The sequence below is a fragment of the Marinicellulosiphila megalodicopiae genome, from assembly GCF_045862395.1.
Classification (GTDB): Bacteria; Pseudomonadota; Gammaproteobacteria; order Pseudomonadales; family Natronospirillaceae; genus Marinicellulosiphila; species Marinicellulosiphila megalodicopiae.
Window position 1 is genome coordinate 3,529,587 of the sequence record NZ_AP023087.1, and the last position, 24,008, is coordinate 3,553,594.

23 protein-coding genes and 1 tRNA gene are annotated in these 24,008 nt (G+C 36.9%); 10 read left to right on the top strand and 14 right to left on the bottom strand.

The window, feature by feature from the left end; genetic code table 11:
- The first annotated feature begins 51 nt into the window (after positions 1-51).
- The 9 genes from TYM08_RS15040 to TYM08_RS15080 all read left to right on the top strand — a co-directional run bounded on the left by TYM08_RS15040 (position 52) and on the right by TYM08_RS15080 (position 7,359).
- Positions 52-609 (top strand): GspH/FimT family pseudopilin, encoded by a 558-nt coding sequence (locus TYM08_RS15040; protein ID WP_422379968.1) that lies wholly within the window; start codon positions 52-54, stop codon positions 607-609.
- Positions 600-1,064 (top strand): type IV pilus modification protein PilV, encoded by a 465-nt coding sequence (gene pilV / locus TYM08_RS15045; RefSeq protein WP_422379969.1) that lies wholly within the window; start codon positions 600-602, stop codon positions 1,062-1,064. The genes TYM08_RS15040 and pilV overlap by 10 nt, the downstream gene beginning before the upstream one ends.
- On the top strand, positions 1,064-2,152 hold the full coding sequence (locus TYM08_RS15050) for a PilW family protein (RefSeq protein WP_422379970.1): 1,089 nt from the start codon (positions 1,064-1,066) through the stop codon (positions 2,150-2,152). The genes pilV and TYM08_RS15050 overlap by 1 nt, the downstream gene beginning before the upstream one ends.
- Entirely contained in the window at positions 2,152-2,802 is a 651-nt protein-coding gene (locus tag TYM08_RS15055) for a pilus assembly PilX family protein (protein WP_422379971.1), read from the top strand. Before TYM08_RS15050 ends, TYM08_RS15055 begins: the two co-directional genes overlap by 1 nt.
- Positions 2,803-2,942: 140 nt before the next feature.
- Positions 2,943-3,018 (top strand) — tRNA-Thr (locus TYM08_RS15060).
- 166 nt (positions 3,019-3,184) lie between these two features.
- Positions 3,185-3,352, top strand: coding sequence for a hypothetical protein (locus TYM08_RS15065; RefSeq protein ID WP_422379972.1), 168 nt, complete (start codon positions 3,185-3,187; stop codon positions 3,350-3,352).
- Between the two features lie 62 nt (positions 3,353-3,414).
- Entirely contained in the window at positions 3,415-5,004 is a 1,590-nt protein-coding gene (locus tag TYM08_RS15070; protein WP_422379973.1) for an L-lactate permease, read from the top strand.
- 71 nt (positions 5,005-5,075) lie between these two features.
- Positions 5,076-6,092 carry a GGDEF domain-containing protein gene (locus TYM08_RS15075; protein WP_422379974.1) on the top strand — a complete coding sequence of 339 codons (1,017 nt, stop codon included), beginning with the start codon at positions 5,076-5,078 and terminating at the stop codon, positions 6,090-6,092.
- A gap of 97 nt (positions 6,093-6,189) precedes the next feature.
- The gene (locus TYM08_RS15080) at positions 6,190-7,359 is read left to right on the top strand and encodes a cation:proton antiporter (protein ID WP_422379975.1); all 1,170 of its coding nucleotides are present in this window, start codon (positions 6,190-6,192) and stop codon (positions 7,357-7,359) included.
- Here TYM08_RS15080 and TYM08_RS15085 read toward each other — a convergent pair.
- The 13 genes from TYM08_RS15085 to prfC form a co-directional block, all read right to left on the bottom strand.
- Positions 7,345-9,339: a transglutaminaseTgpA domain-containing protein gene (locus tag TYM08_RS15085; protein WP_422379976.1), complete on the bottom strand. Its 1,995-nt coding sequence runs from the start codon at positions 9,337-9,339 to the stop codon at positions 7,345-7,347. The genes TYM08_RS15080 and TYM08_RS15085 overlap by 15 nt on opposite strands.
- A complete protein-coding gene (locus tag TYM08_RS15090) occupies positions 9,339-10,295 on the bottom strand; it encodes a DUF58 domain-containing protein (RefSeq protein WP_422379977.1) in 957 nt (318 codons plus the stop codon). Before TYM08_RS15090 ends, TYM08_RS15085 begins: the two co-directional genes overlap by 1 nt.
- 12 nt (positions 10,296-10,307) lie before the next feature.
- Complete coding sequence (locus tag TYM08_RS15095; RefSeq protein WP_422379978.1) at positions 10,308-11,231, bottom strand: AAA family ATPase; 924 nt, start codon at positions 11,229-11,231, stop codon at positions 10,308-10,310.
- Positions 11,232-11,307: 76 nt separating this feature from the next.
- On the bottom strand, positions 11,308-12,348 hold the full coding sequence (gene holA / locus TYM08_RS15100) for a DNA polymerase III subunit delta (protein WP_422379979.1): 1,041 nt from the start codon (positions 12,346-12,348) through the stop codon (positions 11,308-11,310).
- A 3-nt stretch (positions 12,349-12,351) separates the two neighbouring features.
- Entirely contained in the window at positions 12,352-13,017 is a 666-nt protein-coding gene (gene cmk / locus TYM08_RS15105; protein ID WP_422379980.1) for a (d)CMP kinase, read from the bottom strand.
- Between the two features lie 18 nt (positions 13,018-13,035).
- Entirely contained in the window at positions 13,036-13,935 is a 900-nt protein-coding gene (locus TYM08_RS15110) for a prephenate dehydrogenase/arogenate dehydrogenase family protein (protein ID WP_422379981.1), read from the bottom strand.
- A complete protein-coding gene (gene hisC, locus TYM08_RS15115; RefSeq protein ID WP_422379982.1) occupies positions 13,935-15,044 on the bottom strand; it encodes a histidinol-phosphate transaminase in 1,110 nt (369 codons plus the stop codon). Before hisC ends, TYM08_RS15110 begins: the two co-directional genes overlap by 1 nt.
- A 9-nt stretch (positions 15,045-15,053) precedes the next feature.
- Complete coding sequence (gene pheA / locus TYM08_RS15120) at positions 15,054-16,154, bottom strand: prephenate dehydratase (RefSeq protein WP_422379983.1); 1,101 nt, start codon at positions 16,152-16,154, stop codon at positions 15,054-15,056.
- Positions 16,147-18,837: a DNA gyrase subunit A gene (gene gyrA / locus TYM08_RS15125; protein ID WP_422379984.1), complete on the bottom strand. Its 2,691-nt coding sequence runs from the start codon at positions 18,835-18,837 to the stop codon at positions 16,147-16,149. The genes pheA and gyrA overlap by 8 nt, the downstream gene beginning before the upstream one ends.
- A 616-nt stretch (positions 18,838-19,453) precedes the next feature.
- Positions 19,454-20,716, bottom strand: a complete 1,263-nt coding sequence (glyA, locus tag TYM08_RS15130; RefSeq protein WP_422379985.1) for a serine hydroxymethyltransferase — start codon at positions 20,714-20,716, stop codon at positions 19,454-19,456.
- A gap of 119 nt (positions 20,717-20,835) precedes the next feature.
- Complete coding sequence (locus TYM08_RS15135) at positions 20,836-21,273, bottom strand: hypothetical protein (RefSeq protein WP_422379986.1); 438 nt, start codon at positions 21,271-21,273, stop codon at positions 20,836-20,838.
- Between the two features lie 108 nt (positions 21,274-21,381).
- A complete protein-coding gene (locus TYM08_RS15140) occupies positions 21,382-21,651 on the bottom strand; it encodes a hypothetical protein (RefSeq protein ID WP_422379987.1) in 270 nt (89 codons plus the stop codon).
- Between the two features lie 23 nt (positions 21,652-21,674).
- A complete protein-coding gene (gene prfC / locus TYM08_RS15145) occupies positions 21,675-23,255 on the bottom strand; it encodes a peptide chain release factor 3 (protein ID WP_422379988.1) in 1,581 nt (526 codons plus the stop codon).
- A gap of 252 nt (positions 23,256-23,507) precedes the next feature.
- Here prfC and TYM08_RS15150 point away from each other — a divergent pair, with 252 nt between their 5' ends.
- A complete protein-coding gene (locus tag TYM08_RS15150; protein WP_422379989.1) occupies positions 23,508-23,699 on the top strand; it encodes a hypothetical protein in 192 nt (63 codons plus the stop codon).
- On the opposite strand, the gene TYM08_RS15155 is transcribed toward TYM08_RS15150, so the two are convergent.
- Complete coding sequence (locus TYM08_RS15155; protein ID WP_422379990.1) at positions 23,685-24,008, bottom strand: hypothetical protein; 324 nt, start codon at positions 24,006-24,008, stop codon at positions 23,685-23,687. The two genes, TYM08_RS15150 and TYM08_RS15155, sit on opposite strands and share 15 nt — an antisense overlap.

Below are 24,008 nucleotides of genomic sequence, written 5' to 3' on the forward strand. Positions count from 1 at the left end.
TTAGACATCTACGCTTACTTGTATTAACGCAAGTCAAGCTAGGTTGTACAGATGTTTCAAGTCCAAGTAAAAACAGTAAGTGGCTTCACGCTAATTGAGCTTATGGTCGCCATTGCGATTATGGCAATTTTAGTCTCCATCGCAACCCCTTCTTATCAATCGTATATCCAAGCACATCAAACTGGAAAAATTGGCTCCGATTTATTTTCCAATTTGCGCACACTTCGCCAAACGGCCATTTCTCAAGCTAGTAATGTGGTCATTTGCGCAAGCACAGATCAAACAACCTGCTCTGCAGATGTGGATACTGCTAATAATTGGGCTATTGGCTGGATTGCGTTTATGGATTTAAATGAAAACAATCAACGAGAAAGCGTAAATGAGGACATCTTAATTTTGCAAACTTCCATAACTGATGGACAGATTTCACTAAGCTCTGGAGGCATTTTAAGCTTTGATTTCAGAGGCGAAATTTCCGCATCTACCCAATTTAATATTTGCGCAGCAAACAATGAAGCAGACTTAAGCCGCGCAATTATTGTAAATAAAGTTGGCCGAGTTCAAATGGTTAAACCTAGACAATTATCAGGAGCCATTTCATGCAGTTGAACCACTCTTTGTTAAATCAAACAGGCACTGGATTAATCGAAATCATGGTGGCGGTTTTGATTATTTCAGTCTCACTGTTAGGATTAGGTGCATTGTTGAATGCAAGCTTACAGACCAACCAAGCCGCCTATGCAAGAACAACCGCCGCAACCCTCATTTACGATGTCGCTGATCGAATTCGAGCCAATCCTACTCAGGATTATTCAGTTAATTTAACTTACACCCCACCTGAAACTGAAGACACAAGCTGCGAAGTCAACTCTTGCTCCCCCATACAAATGCGAAACTATGACATCAACCAATGGTTACAACTACTGCAAACAAATTTAACCAATGGCGATGCCAGTATTCGCATGATTGGCGAATCCGCCATTATCTCCATGGTTTGGCTTAGCAGTTCGGACCCATCAGAAGAAGATACGAATGAATCTTTGCAAATCCAGGTGAACATATAATGCCCTCTTTTACTAACAGCGCTCTCAAACAGCACGGGGTTTCTTTGGTTGAGTTAATGATCTCAATGGTGCTTGGATTGGTTTTGCTTGCAGGAATGATTCAATTATTATTCGCAAGTAAACAAACATTTCAATTTAATGAACAAATGGGCATCATTCAGGAAAACGCTCGTTTTGTTTTAAAAGAATTAGCCGCTCCTATTCGCAACGCCTCTGGCAGCATAGCAAATTGTACAAGCGCAACCAAGGTAGCCAACTCAACATGGGATACTGGCGCCAACGCCCCCAATGGCGGGGGCTCCTCATTAGGACTTAAAGGATTTACAGTAAGTGCAAACGATTCTAATAACGAAGGTTTTTTAGTCAATGCGCACCCTGGTACCGACGCAATAAGTCTATCAACTATAGATTTTAATGGCAGTTTAAAGGTATTAAGTCATGATGCTTTAAATGGTATTTTTACACTTGATGGCCCCCACTCCGTTCCTGAGGAAAAAGTGTTAGCTGCCATCAGCCCTACTTGCGATCAAATTTCAATTTTTAATGTTACCGGTCCAATCGAAATTTTTAATGCATCAGATGGTGGAACAGCCTCGCACATTCACAATCGAAACAACGGCTACAACATTGGTGTAAATGATCCAGCATTGACTAATTGCAGTAACTATCTACATGGAAATTTCTATTGTAATGGACCAAAAGAAATCAATATTGTTGGCGTAGTCGAAGCAAAATCTTTTGCCCCTGGAACCGAATTGGTTCAACTCAAAAGCGATTATTATTATATTGGTGATTCTGCAATATTAGATATTTACGGCGCCCCCTATCCTGCTTTATTTTTAAATGACCAAGAACTCACTCAAGGAGTAGAACATATTTCACTTTTCTTTGGCTTGGACGATGATAACGACAAAGTAGCCAACCAATACTTAAGCCCTAACAATATTGCAGATTATGAATGGGAAAAAATTGTAACCGTAAGGGTAGAAATAACTTTACGCAGTTTAGAGCAAACAGTCAGCACCGGTGATCGATTTGCCCGCAAAACATTCAGTAAAACTTACCAAATTCGAAATCGAGGTATCTAATGCGCTGGCAAAACACTCCCACCCAACAAAACGGCCAAGTACTTTTAATAGCGCTGATTTTTTTAGTAGTACTCTCTTTAATTGGAGTAAGTGCAGTTCAAACCTCGTCATCAGAAGAATCAATGGCCTATTTATATGAAGATAAAGAGTTTGCATTAGAAGCGGCAGAATCCGCATTAATAGAAGCAGAGCAATGGATTTCAAATATAACAATTAACCCTTTAATTCATGCAAAAGCCAATTGCACCGGCGACACTCGATGCTTTCAAGAAAATTGTGAGCAGGGGTTATGCCTGACTGGATACTTAGATAGTAACGATAAATGTATTTTGCAAAATCAAGATCCCTGGGCCGATAAAAAAAACCTAAGTGATCACTATTTAAAAGATGGCTCCGATGAGTTAATTAATACATGGGAATCAGAGGGCACATACAAATTAGTCGACAATAAGTATCCAGGTGCATCCAGTAAAGCAAAATATATAATTGAGTTTTATTGTTTTACTCAAAAAGACCCCGATGGCGTGCCACCTTTGGCTTATCCAGAAGATCGACATGCATGGAGTCAACTATATAGAATCACTGCGTTAGCAAGTGGTAAATCGGAAAACTCACGAGTAATGCTGCAATCTACTTTAAAAAAAGATTAACCTCACACATTGATCATTATTCACTCAAAAACCATTTCTTTTAATTTTAATTTAAGAAAAACTTCAATTATTTCAAATAGTTGTTGACGTTTTATAAAATATCATTAATATACGCATCCGTTGTCACAGCACAGCAATTAGCCGACTTAGCTCAGTAGGTAGAGCAACTGACTTGTAATCAGTAGGTCACCAGTTCGATTCCGGTAGTCGGCACCATTTTAAAAGAGGCTTCAACCCTAGGGTTCGGGGCTTTTTTTATGTCTGTTTGTTTTCATTACATTTATTTACCTTCTATTTCAACTGATCAAAACTTCTTGGGCTATTCTAAATTCATACATCGAATTCTTTTTAAATTCCATTAAATAATGGCAGTGAGAGTGATATGAATATACTTGTCAAAACAATCAAACAAACGTCTTTAAAAGAGTTTCTTGGAAATATGTTTATTATATTTGCGGAGAACGAAATGGACGAACGCGATTTACATAAAACCCCCATTAAAGACAAGCAATGCCCATTACGAAAATTACTGCCAACTAACCCTAAATAAGCATTACTTTTCAACAATATAACCTCTAAACTAAGCACCTTTAATTTGTCTTAGTTTTTATTATGCAATTTTTTATCGCCTGCTTACCTATTCTTAGTGTCTTCGTTTTCTTAATTTTATTACGCTTACCCGCTATCAAAGCCATGCCAATTAGTTTGGCGATTGCACTTGCTTGTGTCGGTATATTTTGGAAAATGCCAAGTAATGCAATTTATGCCAGCATGATTGAAGGCATAGTTTTAGCGGGCACCATTTTAATTATTTTATTTGGTGCTATGTTAGTTTTAAACACACTCAAACATGTCGGCGCTTTAAAAAGTATTGAAATTAAATTTAATCATTTAACTCAAGATCAACGCATTCAAACATTAATTGTCACCTATGGTTTTGGTAGCCTCATGGAAGGCATTGCAGGGTTTGGCACACCTGCTGCATTGTGTGCTGGTCTATTGCTGGCTTTAGGATTTAAACCGATTCAAGCCGTTGTTTTGGCGCTTGTAGCCGATTGCGCTGCAGTAAGCTTTGGTGCGGTAGGCACACCATTATTGTTAGGAGTGGGCTCAAGCCTTGAACAATTTGATACTATGCAATTAAACCAGTTAGCAAGCTCAATATTAATGATTGAGTTTATGACAGGTATTTTAACTTCATTAAGCCTGATGGCATTAATTATCTTTGTATTTGGCAAGCAATCGATCACTGCAAAACTTGCTTGGAATCAAATGTTCTCAATGGTTCCACTGTGCATCATTGCTAACACAACATTTATTGGTGTCGCCTATTTAAGCATACAAGTCTTTAACACAGTCGAGTTCTCGTCTATTTTTGGAGCACTGGCTATGTTACTAGTGCTATTTGTGCTCTCTTATAAAAAATGGCTGACACCTAAAACTGTATTTAGATTGACCGAATTTGAAGAAAAAGATCAAACTCTTCCTTTAAGCTTAACTCGTGCAGCGACACCTTACGCGCTAATCATTCTATTGTTGTTAATTTCAAGATTAGAAGTACTGCCATTTAAGCGATGGCTAATTGATTTTAAATTTAGCCTTGTGCACATATTTGATACCAGTATTTCTGTTTCGGTTAGCCCATTGTATTTACCAGGCTTCTTTTTTGCATTAGCGTTATTTTTAAGCCTTCCAGCATTAAAGCTTTCGATCAGACAATATTCAATCGAAGCGAGCAACACCATTAAACAACTTACATTAACTTCTATCACCTTAATTTGTGCAATCGTTCTTGTCCGATTATTTCTAAACAGTTCAATTAATTTAAATCAAAGTGCATCTATGCCAATTGTCATCGCTAACTCTATGACAAGTTGGTTTCCTGATACATGGGTATTTTTCTCTCCATTTATTGGGGCTTTAGGCTCGTTTATTTCAGGTAGTGCCACATTTTCAAATATGATGTTTAGCCAGCTTCAGTTTGCAGGAGCCGAACAACTATCTCTGGACCCAAATAAAATGATGATTTTACAAGTTATCGGCGCTAATGCAGGCAATATGATTTGTGTGGTTAATGTGGTTGCCGCCGCATCAGTGGTAGGCTGCCAAGGCCAAGAAGGTCAAATCATCAAACTGACAATTATCCCGATGATGATTTATTGTCTAAGTGCGGCAAGTTTCGTTTTGCTTTTTTTCCTATAAATTACAAATAATTACAACGCGATTAGACCTGTGATTTACACTGATAATAGTGATAAAAAATTAGGTCTAATATGCCAGTACAACCAGAACAACTCGATGCCGCTTTTTTAAAAATGAATCTTGCTAAAGATTTTTTAATGGCACACCAATTGATCCCCACGCCAGTTCAATATTGGATTGCCTATGAATACAGCGCATCTGGGCACCCTGAAATAACTGAACTAATAGATGAATACCTAAAAGAGCATGTTGATTTAAATCCACATTTTATCGGTCATTTATATGAAAAGTGCTTTTTGCCAACAAGCGATACCGAGCTTGCACAAAGCGTCGACTCTTTGCTTGGCAGTGTTCTAAAAGATGTATCAGAAAATGGAAAAATGTTAGATAGCTACGCTTCACTTTTAGACAATCAAGTTGATCACATTGAGCATGCAGGCGTACAAGATGCCATAAAACTTATTTCTGAAGTGGCTAAAACCACAAAACAAACCGCGCAAAATCAACATGAGCTAAGCCAACGATTACTCCACTCTGAACAAAACGCCAAACAGTTACAACAAGCCCTAAAAGAAGCGCAATTAGAAGCCATTACCGACCAATTAACCGGCTTATATAATCGAAAAGGAATGGATAAAAAATTACCACTTTTAGAAATTGATCATGACGAATTCTCAATCATTATTATGGATATCGATTTTTTCAAAAATATAAATGATGATAATGGACACATACTGGGAGATCGTGTTTTAAGACAGTTTGGACAAGTAATTAAAAACACAGTAAGAGGGGATGATCTTAGTATTCGATTTGGGGGAGAAGAATTTTTAATTATTTTACCTTCCACTCTTACTACAGGCGCGGTCACCGTTGCACAAAACATTCAAGCTAAAATCAGTAAAATGGCTTGGAAAAATAAAAAAACAGGCGCAACAATAGGCCCTGTTACGATGTCATTTGGCATAGTGACCAAGCAATTAGATGAATCATGGGAAGATTCCATTCAAAAAGCCGATCAAGCTTTATATCACGCAAAAAATACAGGTCGAAATAAAATCATTATCTCACCAGACAAAGAAATCGATTAAGTATTACCGATTAAAAGAACATTGTTAAAACAATCGCATAGAAACCTATGCCTAGATTCTGTATGATCTATTTTCATCAAATTGTTTTAAAACTACTATGACTGAACCTTCTATAATATTTTCATTTTTCATTATTTTTTCTGGCGCTGCAGTTTTATCCACCCTTGCCTTAATGTTTAGACAGCCTATGCTCATTGCCTATATTGGGCTTGGAATTTTGGTGGGTCCTTTTTCATTAGATTTAATTCCAAATACAAAAATGCTCGATGACGTATCTGAAATCGGCATCATATTTTTGTTATTTTTACTGGGCTTGGACATGCAGCCTTCAAGCCTTTTGCACACACTAAAAAAGACAACCACAGTTGCACTAATCAGTTCGACATTATTTGCAGGTCTTGGATTTTCACTTGCGCTTATGTTTGGTTTTAGTTTTACAGAATCGATCATCACCGGTTTATGTATGATGTTTTCAAGTACAATTATCGGAATTAAATTATTACCAACCACAGTATTACACCATAAACACACAGGTGAATTAATGGTGGGCATTTTATTATTACAAGATATTATCGCCATAATGGTACTTGTCGGTATTGGCGGCATCGAACAGGGCACATCAGACTGGTTAAGTTATTTTTACCTAATAGTGGCATTCCCATTATTGATTGGCATTTCATGGATTGGGGTGCGATTTATTATTTTGCCTTTATTTATGAAATTTGATCGTTTTCAAGAATACATTTTCTTATGCGCCATTGGTTGGTGTCTAGGACTTGCAGAATTAGCAGAAGTATTTAATTTAAGTTATGAGGTCGGAGCGTTTATCGCCGGGATTTCGTTAGCTTCAAGCCCTATATCTCAGTTTATTGCCATTAGCTTAAAACCTTTACGTGATTTCTTTTTGGTTTTATTCTTCTTCACACTGGGCGCAAACTACGACGTTGAATTTATTCAACTCATTTATTGGCAAGCTGCATTACTGGCTATTGCTGTACTTGTGATTAAACCAATTGTATTTAGATTACTTTTAAATAAATTAAGTGAACGTAACAGCCTTTCATGGGACGTTGGATTTCGCCTTGGACAAATCAGTGAGTTTAGTCTGGTGATAGTATTAATTGCAGGCTCAAGCGCATTAATCAGCGCAAAATCAGCATCATTCATTCAAACTGCAGCCATCATCACTTTTGCTGTTTCCAGCTATATAGTAATGATGTACTTTCCAAACCCAATTGCAGTTAAAGAAGAATTACGTAGAGATTAATTGTCTAAAACTTTTTTTAATTTCAGACTTAGTTATGTTTGAGTCACTTGAAAAACGCCAAGACAAATACAGCGTTAAAAATTGTTCAGCATTGTGGGAAGACTTAGGATAGGTTTTAACCCACAAAGCAAGTTTATCTTCCATCGATTGGTTTGGTTTAAACTGCCCTAGTTTTTTATCAATTTTATTAATCCATTTTACATGCATCGGTAAAAACAAGCTCACAATCGGTTTTCGTAATACCCAGATTAAAAAAACCATTACACTAAAGATAAATCCCCCCAGTAAAACCTTTTTAAAATTTTGATTCCACCATCTTCCAACCCCTCTTACGATATCAGATTGATTATTCGCACTGTAATTTAATACTTTGTTTTGCCAAGCATAATTCATAGCATCCATCCTTTGTTGAATAGCTATCATCCAAGTTGAGCGAGCTATTGATTCAACAAACCCACTAGGTGCAAACATTGAATCCATTCCCTGCTCAATTCGCGTCAGCGCAACGGAAGAAGTTGGATCCACCCTTTGCCAATGTTCATTTATGTAAACCTCAACCCAAGCATGAGCTTGCTTTTGATTTATCTGCCAAAACCCACCAATTTCATTATATTCTCCACCAAGATACCCTCCAACAATTCTAGCTGGTATGCCTTGCATTCTAGCCATAACGGTTAACGTGGAGGCATAATGCGAACAAAACCCTTCTTTGGTTTCAAATAGAAACTGATCGATTTGATTGTCATTATTTAGTTTTCCAGGTGAAAGTGTGTAGTAAAATTTTTGCAAAGAAAAGTGCGTTAATATTTTTTGAATGTATTTCGAATCTGATTCACTGTCTTGCATTAACTGATTACTAAAAGCGAACGTTCTGGGATTTAATTGTTTAGGTAAAGCGAGATAATTTTGCTTTTGTTGCTCAGTTAAATTTTGCTCCAAGAAAAGCTGTTCAGAAGAGATGACATCATATTTTTCAATTTTTGAAAATTCAATATTAGATTGAACTGTTTGATCATTTAAAACCTGACTTTTACTTATGGATTTCACCGGAGAATCCATGAGCATCATCCATTTTTGGAAACTAGGTTGCATAATTACCTGATAATATTGTTGATCATTAGCTGCAGAATTATTTTCCCAGTTAACTTCATTAGAAAATTTTCGCGTCCATGATTTACCATCATAATGATCAAGCGTCATAGCACGCCAATATAAATCTTTCTGATTGGGTTGTTCACCAATAGGTAATTTTTCCCCGCGTGCATTATTAAATGTGACTCGAAATGCAGGTTGATTGGACTGCGCTAAACTAGCAATGCTACCTGGATTTAACGAGTCACTTAACCCTGTTGTGCCTTGATCATTCATTCCTGGCACACTCCAAAATGCATTAATGCGAGGAAACATCAAAAATACTATTAACATCAGTGGCACACATATCAACATTTGTTTAAAAGTAAATCCTAATATTTTATGAATCATTAAAGGGGTTTGATGCTCAATTGCTACCATTACACTTAATAGCACAGTCATATTTACAACTAACCAAATTCCATATATTAAAGACTGATCTAAAATACAGGCTGTCGAACTTACAAATAAAAGCGACATCATTAAAACATAAATATCTGTTTTTTTATTTATTTCCAAAATTTTAAAAAAAACTGCAAGTAATGAAAAACTAACAATGCCCTCCACACTATAATGCAACAAGGAAAACAGGCCAGCCAAAGAAAGTATTACGACCACAAAGGCAAATTTTACAAACGATGAAAGAGTAATGTTTTTATAAAAAATATATCCTTGGAAAGTAATAATACATATTAATAATCCATGTAACGTTATAGGCATATTTAATAAGAAAGGTAACCAAGTAACAATTAAGGCAAGTATTAACCATATTTTAATAGCTGGGTTAACAGCTGGGTTAACATCATATTTTGGTATTAAAGTAGAGTTATGTAGAGTTTTATTTTTCATCAGAATTTCGCCAATTGTAATAAGCAATCATTTAAATGTGCTTGCCTTAATTCAGATTGAAAAACGGGTTCAATTTTTACTCCTGGTAATACTAGCCCGTAGTGAATATTATTTTTGTCTGCTTGAATAATCAAATAACACAAATGACTTAATCTAGACTCTTGCTCCAGCATTGGAAAATCGTCCCATGCAATCCATATATTCCCAGCATTCACATCCACAAACTCTTTAACTTTTAATTCACCTGTTTTAGCATAATTTACCCAATGAATATGACCTAATCGCTCACCAGGTTGGTATTGTTTTAATTGATTAAAATCTTCACTCCCAACAATTTGAGTGTCTTCGAATGTTTCTTGATCACCATTTTGATTATTACCCCCTAAAACGTTTGCATTAATCGCAGCAGGATAAACCCATGTATTTAATTCCAAAAAAACATAACTAAATCCATAGGCGATACCAAACGGATACACTGATGAAAACATCATTCTATCTAAGGGTAGCTGCCCTCTTTGAAAAGTCGGTTGTTTGACAAACATTGACTTAGCTTGGTTTTTGTTTAAGTGAACCAAGGACAATACCTGGCTTGGAGTATGGATCATTAATCCATAAATATTTTTTTTGGGATGTAATAATTGAAATTGAAATTCGGCGGACTCATTCACAAAACAATTAGTGCTATTGACTGCGATAATTTGTAACTTCGCTAAATTTAAAAACGTTAATATAAAATTCCATACAAATAATGACAACAACCAAAACGCTAATATATAAAACACATTATTTTCATAATTAATACCAGCCAACACCATTAAGCTAATCACACTTAAAAACATCAAACTGAGTTTGGAAGGAATAATATAAATTTTTTTATGACTTAAAGTAACATGAGATGAATATTGCGCACGTTTTTTAATTATTTTTTCAAATCGTTTTTTTATGAACCCGTTCATAAGAAAACCCCATTAATTGGCTGAAACAGAATCTAACATCGTTTCTAATAATGCATCCATATTTTGTTTTTGAGCTAATACCAATCGATGTGTGCACACAGATTTAAATACAACACTAATATCTTTTGGGACAACAAAATCACGCTTTTGCATGAACGCCCATGCTTTACCCATTTGAATTAAAGCCATCGCACCGCGTGGTGACAATCCCACTTTACAATATTCTGGTAGTCTGGTCTTGGCAATTAAAGCCTGTGCGTAATCCAACACCTGATCCGACACATCTATATTTTTAACTTCTTTTTGGATGTCACATAACAATGCATGATTTATCACAGATGATAATTTTTCAATTTGATCTCTACCTGCTTGACCTTTAAGCATTAATCTCTCAGCTTGTTGATCGGGATAACCAAGAGATAATTTAATATTAAATCGATCTAATTGCGATTCGGGTAATAAATAGGTGCCACTTTGTTCAGTTGGATTTTGAGTTGCTATAACAAAAAATGGCTGGGCTAAAGTATAAGTTTGCCCATCAACGGACACTTCTTTTTCTTCCATGGCTTGTAATAATGCACTTTGTGCCTTGGGTGTCGCGCGATTTAATTCATCAGCTAACAATAACTGACAAAATACGGGACCTTGATGAAATGAAAACGACTGAGACTGTGGATTAAAAATATTACTGCCCGTCACATCAGAAGGCAACATATCCGATGTGAATTGAATTCGATTAAAGGATAAATCAAATAATTTTGCCATAGCAGAGGCTAATGTTGTTTTACCCATGCCAGGTAAATCTTCAATTAATAAATGTCCATTTGCTAATAAACAGGCAACCGCTAAACGAATACTTTTTGGTTTGGATAAGATGACGGTTTCTAATTGAAGAATCAGCTGATCAATACAGTGAAAGTGTGAATCATTTTTCATTTATACCAGCCTTATTATTTTACACAGTTTTAAACAGAGACTATTTAGTTTAGATCATAAAATGCATTTCATAAAACTAACTTACGTCTAATGCTTGATTTAACATGATCATGCCCTGAACATTAAACCATGCAAATATGAGCGCTTCAAATTGTTGCCACACATTACCTTTGAACTGACCTTTGATCGTCCGATCAATTAATCCACAAAAACGCACCATTTGCTGTAGATCGTTTAAACTTTTTTGACCTAATGCTCGATTGTACAATACCTGCTGAGCATCCCAGATACGCTGAGATGTAAATACTTGATTGGTAGGCTGACCATGGTTAGCTGCATATTTAAGCATTGAAAGAACTCGAATATCTTTACTTAGTGCCCATAAGATAATGGTTGGCTCAACTGCTTCACCTTGCAACCCCTGTAATATTTTAAATGACCGTTTAACATCGTTTTTAAGCATTGACTCACTTAAATCAAATACATTATAACGAGCACTGTCTGCCACTGAATTAATGACTGTCTGCAGATCTATATTACTACCTTGAGCAATTAATACTAATTTTTCAATTTCTTGCTTTCCAGCTAATAAATTACCATCGACTTTTTCAACCAGCAACTGAAGCGCTTCTTGATCAATAGTTAAACCTTTACTTTTAATCCGATCATTAATCCAAGCTGGTAATTGAGCAATTGCGATTGGCCATAATGCAATCCATTGAGCGTGTTTTTCTAAGGTTTTAAACCACTTTGTTTTAGTACTTGCCGATTCAATTTTAGGGCAGACCAATAATAAAACATTATCTGGATTAGGTTGCTCGAAATACGCAGCCAATGCTTTTTGCCCTTCGGCATTAAGTTTACCAGTCAAGCGTAACTCAATCATTTTACGATCACCAAACAAACTCACTGCTTGATTCGCCTCAATGACTTGCGCCCATTTAAAGCGACCATCCACTTCAAACACTTCACGCTCAACTACGCCTTTTGCTCTAGCAGCCTGACGAATTTGATCACAACATTCATCTACTAATAAAGGCTCATCACCTGAAACCCAGTAAAACAATTCTAAGGATTGTTTTAACTTAGCAGGTAATTGATTGGCGTTAACTTTCATGTTTTATAAGCCTATTTTATCAACTTGGTTTTTCATAAATTCAAATACTTCTTTAATATCCATATCACTGCTATCAATTAATATTGCATCATGAGCAGGTTTTAAAGGCGCTTCTTCTCTATTCATATCACGATCATCTCGGTCTTGAATATCTTTTAGTATCGCATCAAAGTCTGTATTTTTTCCAAGTTGTTGTAACTGGGTGACTCTACGTTGTGCTCGAACATTTGCACTTGCTGTTAAGAAAAATTTAACAGGCGCATTTGGAAACACAACCGTGCCCATATCGCGTCCATCTGCAACCAAGCATTGATGTTGAGCAAAGGCTCGTTGACGGTTTAATAATGACTGTCTTACAGATTTAAACGGAGCAATTTGAGACGCTAATTTTGCTACCTGTTCAGTTCTAATTTCATTTGTAACATCTTGCCCTTCAAGCAAAATTGTTAATTTTGAATCTTCATTTACAAAACGAACATCTAAATGCTCTGCAATTGTTGCTACAGCTTGTTCATTTTTTGGATCTATACTGTGCTGCTTAACGGCCAATGCACACAATCTATAAAGTGCACCAGAATCTAATAACATCCAGTTTAAATGTTGAGCTAATAATGAACTTAACGTCCCTTTACCTGCGCCACCAGGGCCGTCAATTGTTATTACCTTCATACTTCTCCCTTTGCAAGATTATTTATTACTTCTTGCTTGTAAAACTTCTGTAAAATATTCGCGTGCTGTTTTTGCTTCACTGAGCACACTTTTAATGGTTTGTTCGTCATTACTTGATATCGCTTCTTTTAAAATATCCAAATCCGCAGTGAACGAATTTAACACTTCTAATAAAGCATCTTTATTACACTTAAAGATATCATGCCACATGGTCGTTTCACTTGCGGCAATTCGCGTGAAATCTCTAAATCCGCCCGCTGCATAATGAAAGATTTCACGATTTTCACTTCTATGATTTAACGTATTAACCAATGAAAACGCCAATAAATGAGGTAAATGACTGGTCGCTGCTAACACATGATCGTGGTGCTCAACATTCATTTCTACAACATGCGCACCAACAAATTTCCAAATGGATTCGATTGTGTTTAATGCAATTTTATCTGTATAAATATCTGGAGTTAAAATAACTTGATGACAATCATAAAGCTCTGAATTTGCAGCCATCACACCACTTTTTTCAGCACCCGCAATAGGATGACCCGGAACAAAATAATTTGGCATATTGCCAAAAACTTTTTTACTTGCTCGAATCACTTCATCTTTTACGCTACCCACATCTGTCAGAATTACTTGATCTTTCAAAAAGGGTTTAATCGCTTGTAGCGAAGATTCTATAGAAAGCATTGGCACACACAAAACAATGATATCTGCTTGTTTTGCCATTGATTCTAAATCACTACTACCTTGGTCAATAATGCAATTATCAAGAGCGATATCAACAGTTTGCTGTTTGCGCGCATAACCCAGTACTTTAAAATCATCTTTTGATTGTCGTCTTTTGATTAATGCTTGCCCTAAAGAAGCGCCCATTAAACCCAAGCCAACGATTAGAATATTTTTATTATAAAATAACATTATTTTATTTCTAAAATTTGTTTAATGCACTGGATGAACTTTTCATTTTCTTGTTGAGTACCAATGGTTACTCTTAAATGATCAGGCATTTCATAATTAGCAATTGGTCGTACAATTACTCCCATTTTTAATAACTCATCATTCACAAATTTTGCTCTTCCTTTGAATTCTACGCACAAAAAATTTCCCATACTTGAAATATAATTCACATTCATTTCTTTTAAGGCTTTTTTAATTTGAGATTTACCAGAATCATTGGCTTCAATGGATTTTTCTAAATAATCAGTATCATCTAACGCTGCTTCTGCTGCCGTTAAGGCCAAGCTATTTACATTAAATGGTTGTCTAACACGATTTAAAAAATCAGCAATATGAGAAGTTGAAATACTGTAACCTACTCTTAATGAAGCTAGGCCATAAGCTTTAGAAAATGTTCTTGTGATAATGACATTTTCAAAACGTTTATGAATTCGTACACCGTCGGGATAATTTTCTTGATTGACGTATTCCGCATAAGCTTCGTCCAATACAACAATAATATGCTTTGGCACTTGTTTTAAAAACGCTTTTAACTCGCCTTTACTTAACCAAGTTCCCGTTGGGTTATTTGGATTGGCAATAAAAATAAGTTTGGTTTTATTAGTAATTGCTGCTTCCATTGCATCTAAATCATGCCCCCAATTTAATGCAGGTGTCACAACTGCTTTCGCACCAACTGCTTGAGTGACTATTGGATAAACCGCAAATGCATGTTGGGAAAATATCACTTCATCATTTTTATTTAAAAATGCACGAGCAATTAATTCAAGCACATCATTTGAGCCATTACCCAAAGTAATTTGACTAGATTTAATATTTAATTGTTCGGCTAATTTAGCTTTTAATCGAAATGCGCTTCCATCAGGGTAACGAGTTAACTCAGGTAACGCTTGGCGAATGGCTTCAATTACTTTAGGACTTGGTCCTAACGGGTTTTCATTACTGGCTAACTTAACAATATTTTGAATACCTAATTCGCGCTCTAATTCTTCAACAGGTTTCCCTGGAATATAAGGCGATAATGCCTGAACGGATTCAATTGCCTGAATTATTTGACTGTCATCACTCATGATTAAACCTTAAATCACAGCAACAGGATAGGAACCTAATACTTTCACATCCGCCGCAGTTTGTTTGATTTGTTGCATTAATTTTTGAATATTTTCGTCTTCTAAATGGCCTAAAAAATCGATAAAGAAAACATAAGCCCAAGTACTCGATGAAGAAGGACGCGTTTCAACTCGTGTTAAATCCACTTTTAAATCCTTGAATGGTTTTAGAATATTAAACAAAGCACCCGGTTGATTTTTCATTGAAATTATCAAAGATGTTTTGTCTTTCCCACTAGTTTGCACTTCAGATCGTCCAATTACTAAAAATCGTGTTGAGTTATCTGGCTTGTCTTCAATTTTGTCATTTAGAATTAACAAATCGTATTGTTCTGCGGCCATTTCACCTGCAATAGCCGCACTATTCCATTCTGACATCACACGCTTAGCAGCCTCAGCATTACTATTTACAGCAACACGTTCTGCATTTGGGTATTTAGCATCAAGCCATTTACGACATTGCGCTAAGGATTGTTGATGAGAATATATACGAGTGATATTTTTTGGATCGTTCGTTTTAGCTGTCATTAAATTATGATGAATGCGCAATTCAACTTCACCGGAAATTTTCAAATTAGAATTTAAAAAAGAATCCAATGTGTAATTAATGACACCTTCAGTTGAGTTTTCAACAGGCACAACGCCGTACTCACAAGCACCCGCTTCCACTTCACGAAATACTTCATCTATGGTAGTCATTGGCATAGACTGCATCCAATCACCAAAGTGTTTGATTGCAGCTGATTGACAAAATGTGCCTTCTGGCCCCAAAAATGCAACTTTTTGAGATTTTTCAAGAGATAGACACGCAGACATTATTTGACGAAACAATCTAGCTACGTCTTCATCTGCAAGCGGCCCTTGATTACGTTCTTGAATTTTACGCAACACCTGAGCTTCACGCTCAGGTCTGTAAAAAATGGCATTTGGGTCGTCTTGTAATTTGGCCTCTGCGACTTTTTGCGCACAGGTTGCGCGCTGATTTAAAAGGGTATGGATTTGTTTATCAATACCATCAATTTCATCACGCAAATTTAACAATGCTTGCGTATTGTTTGGCTTATCACTCATCGGCATCACCTTCATCTTCTTGAGTGTCTTGCTTTGGAGTTGAATCTGTTTTAGTTTCTGTTGCTTCGCCTTCGACCGCACCTTCGACAGCTACACCTTCAACTACATTCTCAACTACAGCACCTTCAACAATTTCACCATCAACAATTTCTTCAACCTCAGCTGGTTCAGCAACACGCTCTAATCCGATTAACTTTTCTTCTTTTGTTAAACGAATTAATCTCACGCCCTGAGTGTTACGGCCTTGAACTGAAATCTCGTTACCACGCGTTCTAACCAATGTTCCTTGATCAGAAATCATCATAATCTCATCACCCGCAAAGATTTGTGCCGCACCAATTAGTTTACCGTTACGCTCATTTTGAACCATACAAATAACACCTTTACCGCCACGACCTTTTGCAGGGTAATCAGAAATATCGGTACGTTTTCCGTAACCGTTTTCAGATGCAGTTAATACAGTACCATCTTCAGCTGGAATAATTAGACTTAATAATTTTTCTTCATCGGCTAAACGAATACCACGAACACCACGAGCCGTTCGACCCATTTCACGAACGTCGTTTTCATTAAAGCGAACCGCTTTGCCGTTATCAGCAAACAACATAATATCTTTAGTGCCGTCTGTTACCGCAACGCCTACTAAGTTATCACCTTCTTCTAATGTTAATGCAATCAAACCAGAAGTACGTTGGCGAGCAAAAGAAGTTAAAGATGTTTTCTTAACTGTCCCGTTTTGCGTTGCCATGAAAATAAATTTACCTTCTTCGTATTCACGAATGGGTAAAATAGCGGTAATGCGTTCGCCTTCTGCCAATGGTAGTAAATTAATAATTGGGCGACCTTTTGCGTTACGACCAGCTTGAGGAATATCAAACACTTTTAACCAATACACTTTACCTGCAGAGGTGAAACATAAAATCGTATCGTGGGTACTTGCAATTAATAGATGTTCAACAAAATCTTCATCTTTAACTTGAGTAGCCGCTTTACCTTTACCACCACGACGCTGTGCTTGGTAAACATCTAATTGTTGAGATTTTGCATAACCGCCGTGAGAAATAGTCACGACCATATCTTCTTCGGTAATTAAATCTAAGTTTGATAAATCTAAACGAGAGGCAATAATTTCTGTACGACGTTCATCACCAAATTGTTCACGAACATCAACTAACTCTTCTGTAATTACTTCCATCAAACGCTCAACGGAACCTAATATACGAAGGTATTCTGAAATATCTTCAATAATTTGACGATACTCACTCATTAATTTTTCGTGTTCTAGACCGGTTAATTTTTGCAATTTCATGTCTAGAATTTGCTGTGCTTGTACCGGTGATAAATGATATTTTTCATCACGAATACCGTACTGTTCTTCTAAGTCTTCTGGACGGCACGCATCTGCACCAGCACGTTCTAACATGCCTGCTACATCACCTAACGCCCATTCACGTTCAACAATTTTATCGCGCGCTTCAGCACCGGTTTTAGATGCTTTAATCAATTCAATCATTGGATCAATATTAGATAACGCAACAGCCAAACCTTCTAAAATATGACCACGTGCGCGCGCTTTGCGTAATTCAAACACAGTACGACGTGTAACTACTTCACGACGATGGCGAACAAACGCTGAAATTAATTCTTTTAAGTTTAATGTTTTTGGCTGTCCATCAACTAATGCAACGGTATTAATACCAAATACGGTTTCTAGTTGAGTTTGAGAATATAAATTATTTAAAATAACGTCGCCGGCTTCGCCACGTTTCACATCAATGGCAATACGCATACCGTCTTTATCAGACTCGTCACGTAATTCAGAAATGCCTTCTACTTTTTTGTCTTTAACCAACTCAGCAATTTTTTCGATCAATCTTGCTTTGTTCACTTGGTAAGGAATCTGCGTAATAATGATCGACTCACGACCGGTTTTACTTGTTTCAAACTCGGCACGAGCGCGCATGTAAATTTTGCCACGCCCTGTACGATAAGCGTCCAAAATACCTTTACGGCCATTAATAAATGCAGCCGTTGGAAAATCGGGCCCTGGAATATGTTCCATTAATTCATCAATAGTGATGTCTTCGTTTTCAATATAAGCAAGACAGCCAGAAATAACTTCATTTAAGTTATGCGGAGGAATGTTTGTAGCCATACCAACAGCAATACCGGAGGATCCATTCACTAACAGGTTAGGAATACGTGTTGGCATGACATCAGGAATTTGTTCAGTGCCGTCGTAGTTCGGCACATAATCTACGGTCTCTTTTTCCAAATCGGCTAAAATTGAGTGAGCAATTTTGTCCATACGAATTTCCGTATAACGCATTGCCGCCGCTGAATCACCATCAACCGAACCAAAGTTACCTTGACCATCTACTAACATATAACGCATCGAGAAATTTTGCGCCATGCGTACGATTGTTTCATAAACTGCGCTATCACCATGTGGGTGATATTTACCGATTACATCACCGACAACACGTGCCGATTTTTTATAAGGTTTGTTCCAGTCGTTACCTAATACACTCATTGCAAATAACACACGACGGTGAACCGGTTTTAAACCGTCACGTACATCAGGTAATGCACGTCCAACAATTACACTCATGGCGTAATCTAAATAGGATTTTTTTAATTCTTCTTCAATATTAATTGGCTGAACGGAGGAATGATCACTCATAACAAATTCGTATCCTTTATTGGATTCATAGAAAAAAAGAGAACTACGCTTTACCAAGTTCGAATAGGTAAGAATTCAAACCAAACTCAAACCAGAGCGAATATAAAGCGCGCTAATGTGCGTTATAGTATCACAATGACATCATTTGAATACGCTTAAAATCATGAATTTGCGTTTTAAGGCGTTTTATTTGCGTTTTGAGAGGTTTTTTCTTTTTTTGAAGTGTCAAGGGTTTATTTTTACATTTCCCTTAATTAAATATATTTATTACCCTCTAAACTTAAGGAACCTCTGAATTAGAAAGATTTTTACAGTGAGTCATTTATGCACAAAGTGCGCGGCGAGCGGCGAAGCGAAATGACGGGTCCTTTTCGAGACGATCAACAAAGCAATTTGTGCCTAAATGGCTCGCCCTACGGGGCTTTCAGAAATATCACTACTCTTCGTTACGCTTTTTCAAAATAACCAGTTATTCTGTCAAAAGCATGCCTAGATTAGTAAAATTTCTGAGAGCCTGAATTTATCTTTCTAATTCAGAGATTCCTTATACAAACTTTTTAACGGGCACAAAAAAACCAGACAATTGCCTGGCTTTTAAAATTTGAAATCTTAGCAATTAAGCATAAACAGGCAGGCGTTTACAAATTTCTAATACTTTCACTTTCACTTCTGCAATGGCCTTTGTTGCATCACCGGCTTCTAAGCCGTCTAATACATCACAAATCCAACCTGCTAGTTGCGCAGATTCTGCCTCAGTAAAACCACGACGCGTGATTGATGGAGAGCCAATACGTAATCCAGATGTTACAAATGGTGAGCGCGGATCGTTTGGCACTGAGTTTTTATTTACAGTGATGTTTGCATCACCTAACGCTGCATCGGCATCTTTACCTGAGTATTCTTTGCCGATTAAATCAACTAAGAATAAATGATCATCTGTACCGCCAGAAACGATATTGATACCACGCTCAATAAATGTTTTCGCCATTGATTGTGCGTTTTTAACTACTTGAACTTGGTATGCTTTGTAATCCTCTGATAATGCTTCTTTAAAACATACCGCTTTAGCAGCGATTACGTGCATTAATGGGCCACCTTGGCTTTCTGGGAAGACAGCGAAGTTTAACTTTTTGTTAATTTCTTCGTTGTCGTTTGCCAAGATTAAACCGCCACGAGGACCGCCTAATGTTTTATGAGTAGTTGATGTTACCACGTCTGCGATGCCAACTGGGCTTGGGTAAACACCCGCTGCAACCAAACCTGCAATGTGTGCCATATCAACAAACAAGAACGCGCCAATGCTGTCTGCAATGTCACGAAAACGCTGCCAATCAACCACACGAGAGTATGCAGAGAAACCAGCAACGATCATTTTAGGTTTGTGTTCTTGCGCTAAACGTTCAACTTCTTCGTAGTCGATTTCGCCCGTTTCTGGGTTTAATCCGTATTGGATTGCATTGTAAATACGACCAGAGAAAGAAACAGAAGCACCATGAGTTAAGTGACCACCGTGCGCTAAGCTCATACCTAAAACAGTATTACCTGGTTTAACTAATGCCATATAAACTGCAGCGTTTGCTTGTGAGCCTGAGTGAGGTTGTACGTTTGCGAATTTAGCGCCAAACAATTCTTTAGCACGATCAATGGCTAATTGTTCAACCACATCAACGTGCTCACAACCGCCGTAGTAACGCTTACCAGGATAACCTTCCGCGTATTTATTTGTTAACTGAGAACCTTGAGCTTCCATAACACGTGGGCTTGTGTAGTTTTCAGAAGCGATTAATTCAATGTGCTCTTCTTGGCGCACAACTTCTGCTTCCATTGCTTCAAATAACGCTGGATCAAAATCTGCAATGTTCATGTCTTTAGTAAACATAAGGTTCCCCTATTTGGAAAGATTAGTTAGTTTAAAATTGGTTTAATATGTGGTTAAAAATGGCGCGCATTCTAACGGTTTTTTTATTTAATCACCAATGAAAAAAATTCACTGACTCATTAGTATTGCTCACCTTGCGCAGCGATAAATTTATTAACACTGATCAACTGCCATACCCAGCAAGCCATCAAACCCATCGCCAATGGAAATAGAATTGCCGTAGTTTGTGGAATGAAAAATAGCGCAACCATATTTGCAGCTAATACAAAGGAATGAGACAGGCCAAATGCAAACAATAAAGTCGTAGAACGCCAGTTTGATAGCATTTCGATTTTATCTCGAAGTGAAATACAGATTTGATAACTAATCAAAATATTCCAGCCTTGCCCTACAAATGGAAAAAACTCGATCCAAACAAATGAAGGTTCAATTTTTCGATTTCCTTCACCGCATAAATCTAGGCTATTAATTAATAATCGAACATAAAAATAAATCGCAACGGCATAGATTACGACAAAAAAACAAATAAACAACAGGGTAAATAAGATAGGATCCATAAAGCACTCAGGTAGACAAAAACCCTAGTTTACATCACCAATCAAGATGATTAAACGATTTACATCCATGTAAGTCGTAGCTAAAAGCAAATTAAGTAAAATTAACTATTAATATTCAATTGGATCTTTAATTAACACAAATGCACCCGTTAATGACACCAATGAAATGGCAGTGTTAATTAATATCAAACTTGGCGCTACTTGCTCCTGACCCACAATCCCCACGGCAAATGCAATCAGCAAAATAACAAAGACCAAAATCATAAAATACCCTTTCGCATCATGGGCTTTTAATTTTCGATCTTTAACCGTTTTATACCAAATCATAAAACTAATTAAATTAAAGGCTGCATTTAAAATGCAAGACAGCATGATCATGATCACTCTCCTTAGAGAGCAAGTTACTGCTCTCTAGTTGTCATAAACGTCACATCAGGGTGGCGTTCTTGGGCTAAAGATAAATTCACCATTGTTGGTGCAATATACGTTAAGTTATCAGCACCATCTAAAGCGAGGTTTTCATGGCATTTTGTGCGAAACGCCGACAGTTTTGTCTGGTCGTCACAATCTACCCAGCGTGCAGTAGACACGCTTATTGGTACATAGGTCGCTTCAACTTTATATTCCGTTCGCAATCTATGCACCACTACATCAAATTGTAGTATACCAACAGCACCAACGATCAAATCATTGTTACGCAGTGGTCGAAAAACTTGAACCGCACCTTCTTCAGATAATTGAATCAAGCCTTTTTGCAATTGTTTCATCTTTAATGGATCTTTTAATTGAATGCGACGAAACAATTCAGGAGCGAAATTGGGTATGCCACCAAACTTAATCGCTTTAGTTTGACTAAACGTGTCACCAATTTGAATGGTGCCATGATTATGCAAACCTATAATATCACCAGCATACGCCTGTTCAATTGCCGAACGATCACCAGCTAAAAACGTTAATGCGTCGGCAACACGAATGTCTTTGTTTATACGGGCATGTTTCATTTTCATGCCTTTTTCGTATTTACCAGAAACAATGCGCATAAACGCAATACGATCTCGATGCTTTGGATCCATATTCGCTTGAATCTTAAACACAAAGCCTGTGAACTCAGGATCATTTGATTCAATTAAACCGGTATCTGCTTCACGCCCTTGTGGTTTTGGCGCCCATTTCACCAAACCATCTAGCATGTGATCGACACCAAAGTTACCCAAAGCCGTTCCAAAAAATACAGGACTTAATTCACCAGCTAAAAACATATCTAAATCAAATTCATGTGACGCACCACGAACCAATTCAATTTCATCTCTAAAGTCATCGGCATAGGCGCCCAAAACTTGAGACGCTTCATCAGAATCTAAGCCTTTAATGACAACTTTGTCTTGAATTTTTGAGCCTTGACCGGTTTTGTACAAAATAATTTCATCGGTATAAAGGTTATAAACCCCTTTAAACTCTTTACCCATGCCAATTGGCCAAGTAATCGGCGCACAGGCAATATTTAATACCTCTTCAACTTCATCCATTAATTCAACAGGATCTTTAGTATCACGATCCAATTTATTCATAAACGTTAAAATTGGTGTATCTCTTAAACGCGTGACTTCCATTAATTTAATCGTACGTTGCTCAACACCTTTTGCCGCATCAATTACCATTAAACAGGAATCCACTGCGGTAAGCGTACGATAAGTATCTTCGGAGAAATCTTCGTGACCTGGGGTATCTAAAAGATTGATCAAACAATCTTGATAAGGAAACTGCATCACAGAGGTAGTAACAGAAATACCACGCTCTTTTTCCATTTCCATCCAATCGGATTTAGCATGCGCACTTGAACCGCGACCTTTTACTGTTCCAGCGGATTGAATGGCGTTACCAAACAATAATACTTTTTCAGTGATGGTGGTTTTACCCGCATCGGGGTGGGAAATGATCGCAAAAGTTCTTCTAGTATTGATTTCTTCTTGAAGTTTAGACATATATTAATCTTAAAATCTCAATTATGTACACAACTATGTACACATTAATAAATGTACTTAAATATTGTGCTGTTAAAAATGGATCGGGATTGTACACCTTTTTTGCAAATTCTGCTGATTAAATCAACAGGAATTATTGTACTGTTAAAAAGTTAGAATTTACGTTATTTCCACTCAGTTTTATGTATTATTGATTAAGAATAATTTTATTATTATTCAATTTCTTATTAGTCTAATTTTAAGGGTATAGGTATGACTGCATTTGAAAGTAAAACCAAAACTTACGTCAACATCCACGGCACACAAGATGAAGCCGATCAATTTGACAAAGCATTTGAAAAACGCGCATTAGAATTAAAAGCACTCGGTGCAAATCTATCCAAACGACAGTTTGCACGTGCGATATTTAATGATGCTATTGAGCGAGTGTTAAGCGGAAAGTGATTCACTTGCCACTTGATCAAGCGGTGTATCTTTATAATTGACCGCAACGGTTATCCCTCTTGGATCATACAATACGCTGTCTTTTTTAATAAATAGAGACAGCGTTTTTTCATTTGCATTATACCCATGCTCAATCACAATATTCTGATCTTCTTGCGGAAACGAATAACGCCAATCCACTTCATTAAAATCCAAGCAATCATTAATCACCCAAGTGCCAATATCCGTTTTATTGATACTGTCTATTTCGATTAATTCTTTACCTGATCGCACATCACCGTTTGCGTATAAATTAAATGCTTTTCTCAT